This is a genomic window from Paenibacillus sp. N3.4, assembly GCF_008017805.1.
Lineage (GTDB): Bacteria > Bacillota > Bacilli > Paenibacillales > NBRC-103111 > Paenibacillus_E.
In genome coordinates this window covers 86150-93527 of sequence record NZ_VRTT01000024.1, presented here as the reverse complement: position 1 = coordinate 93527, position 7378 = coordinate 86150, and the positions used below count along the sequence as shown (strand labels likewise).

Annotated in this window: 8 protein-coding genes and 1 pseudogene; 1 reads left to right on the top strand and 8 read right to left on the bottom strand. The window is 46.6% G+C overall.

Annotated elements, in window-relative coordinates:
• Positions 1 to 341 (top strand): hypothetical protein (locus tag FU659_RS36385; RefSeq protein WP_222708555.1); only part of this gene is annotated, 341 nt, incomplete at its 5' end.
• A 103-nt stretch (positions 342 to 444) separates the two neighbouring features.
• Here FU659_RS36385 and FU659_RS14590 read toward each other — a convergent pair.
• The 8 genes and pseudogenes from FU659_RS14590 to FU659_RS14555 form a co-directional block, all read right to left on the bottom strand.
• Positions 445 to 1106: pseudogene (locus FU659_RS14590) on the bottom strand (bifunctional 2-keto-4-hydroxyglutarate aldolase/2-keto-3-deoxy-6-phosphogluconate aldolase).
• Positions 1107 to 1134: 28 nt separating this feature from the next.
• Positions 1135 to 2109 (bottom strand): sugar kinase, encoded by a 975-nt coding sequence (locus FU659_RS14585; protein ID WP_397355751.1) that lies wholly within the window; start codon positions 2107 to 2109, stop codon positions 1135 to 1137.
• 243 nt (positions 2110 to 2352) lie between these two features.
• Positions 2353 to 3219: an inositol monophosphatase family protein gene (locus tag FU659_RS14580; protein ID WP_147948251.1), complete on the bottom strand. Its 867-nt coding sequence runs from the start codon at positions 3217 to 3219 to the stop codon at positions 2353 to 2355.
• A 242-nt stretch (positions 3220 to 3461) separates the two neighbouring features.
• Positions 3462 to 4232, bottom strand: coding sequence for an enoyl-ACP reductase FabI (gene fabI, locus FU659_RS14575; RefSeq protein ID WP_147948250.1), 771 nt, complete (start codon positions 4230 to 4232; stop codon positions 3462 to 3464).
• Between the two features lie 102 nt (positions 4233 to 4334).
• Positions 4335 to 5324: a UV DNA damage repair endonuclease UvsE gene (uvsE, locus tag FU659_RS14570; protein ID WP_147948249.1), complete on the bottom strand. Its 990-nt coding sequence runs from the start codon at positions 5322 to 5324 to the stop codon at positions 4335 to 4337.
• A gap of 81 nt (positions 5325 to 5405) precedes the next feature.
• Positions 5406 to 5735 carry a hypothetical protein gene (locus tag FU659_RS14565; RefSeq protein ID WP_147948248.1) on the bottom strand — a complete coding sequence of 110 codons (330 nt, stop codon included), beginning with the start codon at positions 5733 to 5735 and terminating at the stop codon, positions 5406 to 5408.
• A 163-nt stretch (positions 5736 to 5898) separates the two neighbouring features.
• Complete coding sequence (locus tag FU659_RS14560; protein ID WP_147948247.1) at positions 5899 to 6216, bottom strand: hypothetical protein; 318 nt, start codon at positions 6214 to 6216, stop codon at positions 5899 to 5901.
• A 6-nt stretch (positions 6217 to 6222) separates the two neighbouring features.
• Complete coding sequence (locus FU659_RS14555; RefSeq protein ID WP_147948246.1) at positions 6223 to 7365, bottom strand: D-alanine--D-alanine ligase; 1143 nt, start codon at positions 7363 to 7365, stop codon at positions 6223 to 6225.
• Positions 7366 to 7378: the final 13 nt, after the last annotated feature.

Sequence of the window (7378 nt, the reverse complement as noted above, 5' to 3'; positions counted from 1 at the left end):
CTGGAACACTGAAAAACAGTGTTCCAGTTCCAAATATGTCACTTTTGATCGACTTGTCTATCTGTAAGCACGGTATTCTGCATTATAGTGGAGTTGCTGCTTGGACTGACTGCTGGAACACTGAAAAACAGTGTTATCTTTCTAGACATACGTTTGCGGAAGCCATTCCTTGTGGAACTCTTCCTATATCAGGATATCCATCACAGACTAAGCTTGTAAACCCGTTCCATGGAGCGCTTCAATTTTCGTACTTCCTTTTACACCATTTGGCCTATATGCTCCTTATGATTTTTTTACAAACGCATCCCAATGTTGACGTTCATCGCCAAACTTCTGCTTAAGTAGGTTTGAACCACATGTTTAACAAAAATTCAAATAAACCAAACATACAAATTCTCTCAAAAAATAAGCTCCGTCAACATTACGACGGAGCTTACCTATATCCTACTTCTTGGCCGCTTGGTAGGCCTCTATATATTGAGCAGCCTTCTTGGCAACAAGGCTGTAATCGCCTGTTTTGACCGCTTCGCTGGTCAAATCGGAACCGATGCCGACGGCTACGGCGCGGCTGCAATCCATTCGCCGAGGTTGCTCAGCGAAACTCCGCCGGTTGGCATTATGTTCGCCTGTGGCAACGGACCTTTAATGGCCTTAATCATCGCAGGCGAGTAGAGATTGCCTGGGAACAGCTTCACGATATCGACGCCGAGCTCGAGCGCCGTCTGAATCTCTTGAATCGTCATGCAGCCCGGCATGACAGGGACGCGATAACGGTTGCAGAGAGCAACCGTATTCGGATTCAATGAGGGGCCTACGACAAACTCGGCCCCACTCAGAATAGCGGCACGCGCCGTCTCGGGATCGAGGGCTGTGCCCACCCCAATAATCGCATACTTGGCCGCATCCTGCGTGGTGCTGGAGTAGCGCTTCGCTAGCTCCTCGATTGCACGCAGCGCGAATGGCACAGTCATCGTGACTTCAATGACCTTAATGCCCCCGGCAATGGCTTGCTCCGCCATTTCAACGACTTCTTCCGGCGTTTCTCCACGAAGAACCGCTACAACGCCTTCTTTTGATATTTGCTGAATAAGTTTAATTTTTTTCATTGGAATCTACCCTCTCTATTTTAACCATTTAACGTTCTATATGTTTAACGTCATGAAGGACCGCTTCAACTTGTTCCCACGTTGGAGCCCCTTCCCAATCGCCTTCTGTTTGCACGATCAAGGAACCCACCAGATTACCGATTCGAACCGCTTCCGGATAATCGTATTCTTTTAACAAGCCAACCAGAAAGCCCGCGCAAAAACCATCGCCTGCTCCAACTGTATCCACCACATGCTCAGCTTTGAAATAAGGAACAGCTGTAATTGAATCGGCAGTTACCACATAGGTCTCGTTTTCTCCGCCTTTGACGATGGATATCGCTGATAATTCCCGCAGCTTGCTAACGATGGTATCCCAGTCTTCCGTTTGGAACAGCAGCTTCAATTCATCTAATCCGGGCAAGAAAATATCACATAGCTTAGCAAGCTCAAGCAGTACCGGACGCGCCTCGTCCATGCTCCAAAGCTTCAAACGCAAATTAGGATCAAAGCTGATCTTAACCCCATGCTTACGTGCCAGCCTAACCGCTTCAAAAGCAGCCTCTTTGCAAGAATCGCTTAATGCGGGGGTAATACCTGTGATATGCAAGATTTTTGCTTGTGCGATATAAGCCTCATCCAGATGTTGCACACTCATCCGGCTCGCCGCTGAATGTTTACGGTAATAATAGACCGACGTCTTGCCCATAAGCACTTCGCGCATCATAAGCCCCGTTGGAGCTTCCGCTGTCAGTTCAGCACGAGAAACATCGACACCCTCACCACGAATTTTTTTGAAAATCATACGGCCTAACGGGTCTTTGCCCAAACGTCCGAACCAGCCCACACGGCCCCCAAGCCGCGATATGCCGATGGCTACATTGCTTTCCGCACCACCAAACAAACTATGAAGCTCAGAGGAGTACTCCAAACCCTTGCCGCCGGATGGCATAAGCAGAGCCATCGTTTCTCCAAAAGTGACAATTTCTGGCCCTGATACCGATTGAGATTGTGTATGCGCCATCATAGAAACTCTCCATCCATTCCCGTTTACGCTATTATGCGTTTCCAGTTAATTGAAACGTTTAAATAAATCATATAATTCATATTATAGTGCATTATGAGCGTTTGCACCATACGATAATGCATTCAAACCACTGTGGAATATTCTTACATGCGATGAGCTTTTTAGAAGCTATTGCTATGAGATCGTCAGGTTCGCTTTTCAAAAGTAAAAAGAGTCACGATAGTGACCCTATTTACTTTTCTATGCCTCGAATCCCGTGGCCTTAGCCAACACCAATTCACACTTTAGTTCTTCATGGATATGTCCGTTCGTCGCCAGTATGTTACGCACCGCTAAATGATAAGGTTTGCCTTCTGTATCCGTGACATGGCCGCCTGATTCTTGAATTAATAACGCACCCGCAGCAATATCCCACGCATTTAAACCAATTTCCCAAAAGCCGCTGAGGCGACCTGCTGCGACATAAGCGAGATGCAGGGCAGCTGAGCCCGCCACTCGCAGATTGCGTACCTTAGGAGCCAGTTCCTGGATACCTCGAAGGTTAATAGGCAGGGCACCGATACGATCTGCGGGAAGCCCGGTTGCAACTAAGCTGTCCGCTAACTTGTCATCCAGGCACACGGCTGTTACCTTGCCATGCATGTAAGCTCCCTTTCCCTTCTCAGCCACGAACAGTTCATCGCGTGTTGGGTCATACACCACACCGACAATGACTTCTCCTTTATGCGCTAGAGCAATAGAAACCGAGAAAAACGGAAATCCGTGAACAAAATTCGTCGTACCATCAATCGGATCTACGATCCAAAGATACTCTTCATCGCTCATCGCTTGCAGCGCTTTGGCCGAAGCCTCAGGTCCCGGCTCTACGCCTTCCTCTCCCAGAATCGAATGGTTCGGAAAGTGCGTCATAATCAAATTGCGAATCAGCTTCTCTGAGCCTTTATCCACTTCCGTAACTAAATCGTGGGTAGAGTACTTCGTATCTACACGATTAATATCGCCCATTTTGGTCTTAATCCATTGCCCTGCCTTAGCCGCCGTATTAATAGCTACTGCCGTAAAACTTTTACTTCCCACTACAAAAGGTTCTGTTGCACCGTTAACCATTTATATCAACTCTTTCTTTTTCATTTATTACATTGGTAATTAGTTTCAGTATAATCAATTATACGCTTTAAATACTAGTGCGTTTCAACCCAAAATATTCGTATGTTTTTACATTTTTTTGAATGTTAAACAACGTTTTGTATGGGTTAACTAGTAAACAGGACCAAAAACACAAAAAATCCGTATTACCTCTCAGGTAATACGGATCATAATCATTTCTGTAAATATATGGTTTCCAATGATTAAATACCTACAATATGATAGCCGCCATCTACATAAATAACTTCGCCTGTAATACCGCGGGACAAATGGCTCATTAAGAACATCGCCGTGTCGCCCACTTCTGCTGTATCCGTCGTTTTGCGAAGCGGTGCTTTTTCTTCGACTTGGCGAAGAATAGAGTTGAAATCCTTGATGCCTTTGGCAGCCAAGGTACGAATCGGGCCAGCCGAGATGCCATTAACACGAATTCCGAATTGGCCAAGATCAGCCGCTAAATAACGAACACTAGCTTCAAGTGCTGCTTTAGCAACGCCCATGACGTTGTAATTCTTCATTGCGCGCTCAGCACCCAGGTATGTCATCGTCATGATGCTGCCACCTTCCGTCATCAACGGATACACGCGTTTAGCTACAGCAACAAGCGAGTACGCGCTAATATCATGCGCTAAAGCGAAGCCATCACGCGATGTGTCTACGAATAGCCCGTCCAGTTCTTCCGTTTTCGCGAAGGCAATACTATGCACCAAACCATGCAGTACGCCAAATTGTTCTTTTAATGTAGCAGCAAGCGTTTCGATCTCCGTATCTACAGTCACATTGCAAGGCAAAAGTTTAGAACCGGGGATTGTATCAGCAAGCTTGCGGACACGTTCCTCTACACGCTCATTTTCATAAGTAAAAACAAGGCTTGCCCCTTGAGCAGCTAAGGACTGAGCAATGGCCCATGCGATGCTGCGATCGTTGGCAACACCCATGACAAGTATATTTTTTCCGTTTAGCAGTTGACTCATGGCAGGAAAAAATCCCCTCTCAACAATGGATTGTACGTTGTGTATTCCCATTCTTCAAAGTACCCCATTTTGCCAAACATTTCAAGGATTAAATGTAAATGGCTATAGTTGAATCGAAGCCTGATTGAGAACTGAAACGCCCTCTTGCTCCTTGAAATCTTCCATGAGACGAAACAAAGCGTCATCCTTCTTCTTGGCCTCAATCATGATATCGAGACTTGGAGTCGTTGGCGCAATGACGCGGAGGAAAGATAGCAGAGGCCCTATTTCCACATAGTCCGCGTGGCTTCTTGGGTCGGTGTCGCTTCTGGGGCTGGACACGTGAATTTTCGGAGGGAGATGTGTTTCTTCAGGCCCGCTCTCCCCGTCCTCATGGCGAAGCCATGTCTGTCTGATTCGCGGCCACAACTCTCTGGCATCTTCCCCATTGTTGTTAACGGCATGGTGGTGAATGTCCAGCACCATAGGGACTCCTACTTCTTCGGCAATCTCCAATGTATCTAAGGCATTGAACGTTTTGTCATCATTTTCGAGCGTTATGCGCTGTTGAATTTCGGGTCGAAGCTCCCTGAAATTATGAATGAACCGTTTGCTAGCTTTCTCTTTATCTCCGTAAGAGCCGCCAACATGAATGTTGCACATGGCTTCTTTGCCTAAACCCATTGCATTCAGCATGGCATCGTGTCGATCCAAGTCCTGGATGGACTTGCGAAGTACGTCCTCTTTCGGCGTGCTCAGTACCGTAAAGTGATCCGGATGAAAGCTCACTCTCATCCCGTGCTGCTTGGCATAATGGCCAAGCTCTTCAAACTCAGCAGCCAGGGTGGGAATGGGATCCCATTCCTCCAACATCTCATGCCCGATAAGCGGAATCAGTTTGGAAGAGATTCGAAACACCATGATGTCATGTGCACGGTTATGCCGGAGAAGGCGAAGGGTATTGTGAATATTCTCAGCACCGAGACGCTCCAGTTTCCGGATGGCTGCTTCCCGATCCATCAGTTTGTTGAACGTAGTGGCGGTCATCGTTCTGGACGGCGAAGCGTTCTGAACCGTCATGGACATGGCCACATACCCGAGACGAATAATCATACAAGTGTGACCTCCGTAAGAAGTGTGTAAAAATTCCCTTCATAGGGTGCCCTCCGAATCGGCCACACATACACATTCCACTCACACACCCATATAGGATGAAAACATAGCAATAATCTTAAAACTAATAAAAGCAGAAACTGCCAAAGGCAGCGGACTGAGCGCCAGCATGCCAAACTTCGTCCCTCTATCTTCACTTCGCAAACATCGGTAGTTCCCTATGAACCAAACCAAGATATAGACCACAAGTGCCCCAAGGGCTGTAAATCGTTCGTGCTCCGTTGGCGGTGACATAAACCCGTAGAAGCCAAAAATCAAATATATGAAAATATACGGTGTAGGTATACCCAAAATGATATTAAAAAGCCAATAAACAACTATTCTCCGATTCTCTTTTTCTATTTGATTCATTCAATTCCACTCCTCGAAAAGCTCAGCTTCTGTCCTAGTTCATTGTAACTTCCCGAGTTTGTTCCTATAAGTACTAATTTCCTATAGTACCCTCATGGTCCAACACTTTCTTATCTACGCAAAAAGACACCGTCCCATGAGACGATGTCTTCCTTCTTCCCTGTTAAGCCTGCTCGCCAAAAAACATTTCAAAGGCTAGTGATGTCTGGATACGTGCTTCTTCTTCGGTCAACCTGCGAACAAGCTCCATCTCTACTTGGGTCACTTCTTCTCCCTGAAAATTAATTTCAGCTATGGACACGAGAATTTTGACAATAGCGATAGCTTGGTTATCAGGTGTATAAGCAATGACCTTTTGTCCTGTAGGGAACACGCGGAAGCCGTTTTTCACCATTTTCCCGCGGCCATACTCCAGAAGCTCGTAAAGCTCCTGCTCGGACTTGAACTTGCAGACAGAATTGAATTCAGTTTGAAATCCCATGAGCATCTACTCCACATCAAAAGAATATTGTATGCCTTGCTTCGCTTTATGCCTCTCGAGAGCTAGCTTAATCAGGTCGTCCAGCAGCTCTGTATACGATTTCCCCGACTCTTCCCAAAGCAGCGGGTACATGCTGAACGGGGTAAACCCAGGCATCGTATTGATTTCGTTGATATAAACCTTTTGATCGGTTTTACCTAGAAAAAAATCCACGCGGGATAAGCCGCTGCCATCCACAGCCAAAAACGCCTGCAGCGCAAGCTGTCTGATCAGGTCAGACGTTTCCGGAGGAATGTCTGCGGGAATAACCATGGCTGATTTGCCATCCAAATATTTTGCTTTGTAATCGTAAAACTCATTCGAGGATACAATCTCGCCCGCAACAGAAGCGATTGGCTCGTCGTTCCCCAGAACAGCTACCTCGATCTCGCGCGCCTCAATGTTTTCTTCAATAATAACCTTGCGATCATATTGGAAAGCAAAATTCACCGCTTCGATTAATTCTTGTTGATTTCTCGCTTTGGAAATGCCAACACTGGAGCCAAGATTAGCTGGCTTTACGAAACACGGATAGCCAATAGCCGTTTCAAGCTCAACCAAGTGATACGCGCGGTTTTTTTCCCATTCGGTGCGCGTAAAGTGACGGAATATGCACTGCGGCAATCCTTCCTGCGCGAAAACTTTTTTCATCATGACTTTATCCATACCAACGGCTGAGGCAAGTACACCTGCACCGACATAGGCGATATTGGCCATTTCCAACATCCCTTGAATGGTGCCGTCTTCACCAAATGTGCCATGCAGCAAGGGAAGAACGACATCAAGCCCGGTGTCGGCTGTTTCGTTTGAAACCGCGGAGACTGTGATATCTCCTTTCGCTTGCACGGCTCCGAATATCGGAGCTAGCGCATTGGAGACCGGAGCTGCCGCATCTGCTGCTGAACTGAAAGTTAAAGCTTCCTTTGATTCAGCTGGAGCTAACAAGGGTGAACCACTTTTCCATTCTCCCTTTTTAGTTATGTAAAAAGGTGTAATCTCATACTTCGTGAAGTCTACAGCTTTCATGACAGCCAGTGCTGTTTGTAAGGACACATCATGCTCCCCGGATTTTCCACCGTAGATTAGTCCCACTCGAATTTTGCGGCTCATTACGTACCTCCGT

What these genes read in the sequence shown, in the direction of transcription:
- FU659_RS14585 (WP_397355751.1), bottom strand. Translation starts at nt 2,109, where the DNA reads ATGGCGCATACACAATCTCAATCGGTATCAGGGCCAGAAATTGTCACT.
- FU659_RS14580 (WP_147948251.1), bottom strand. Translation starts at nt 3,219, where the DNA reads ATGGTTAACGGTGCAACAGAACCTTTTGTAGTGGGAAGTAAAAGTTTT.
- fabI (WP_147948250.1), bottom strand. Translation starts at nt 4,232, where the DNA reads ATGAGTCAACTGCTAAACGGAAAAAATATACTTGTCATGGGTGTTGCC.
- uvsE (WP_147948249.1), bottom strand. Translation starts at nt 5,324, where the DNA reads ATGATTATTCGTCTCGGGTATGTGGCCATGTCCATGACGGTTCAGAAC.
- FU659_RS14565 (WP_147948248.1), bottom strand. Translation starts at nt 5,735, where the DNA reads ATGAATCAAATAGAAAAAGAGAATCGGAGAATAGTTGTTTATTGGCTT.
- FU659_RS14560 (WP_147948247.1), bottom strand. Translation starts at nt 6,216, where the DNA reads ATGGGATTTCAAACTGAATTCAATTCTGTCTGCAAGTTCAAGTCCGAG.
- FU659_RS14555 (WP_147948246.1), bottom strand. Translation starts at nt 7,365, where the DNA reads ATGAGCCGCAAAATTCGAGTGGGACTAATCTACGGTGGAAAATCCGGG.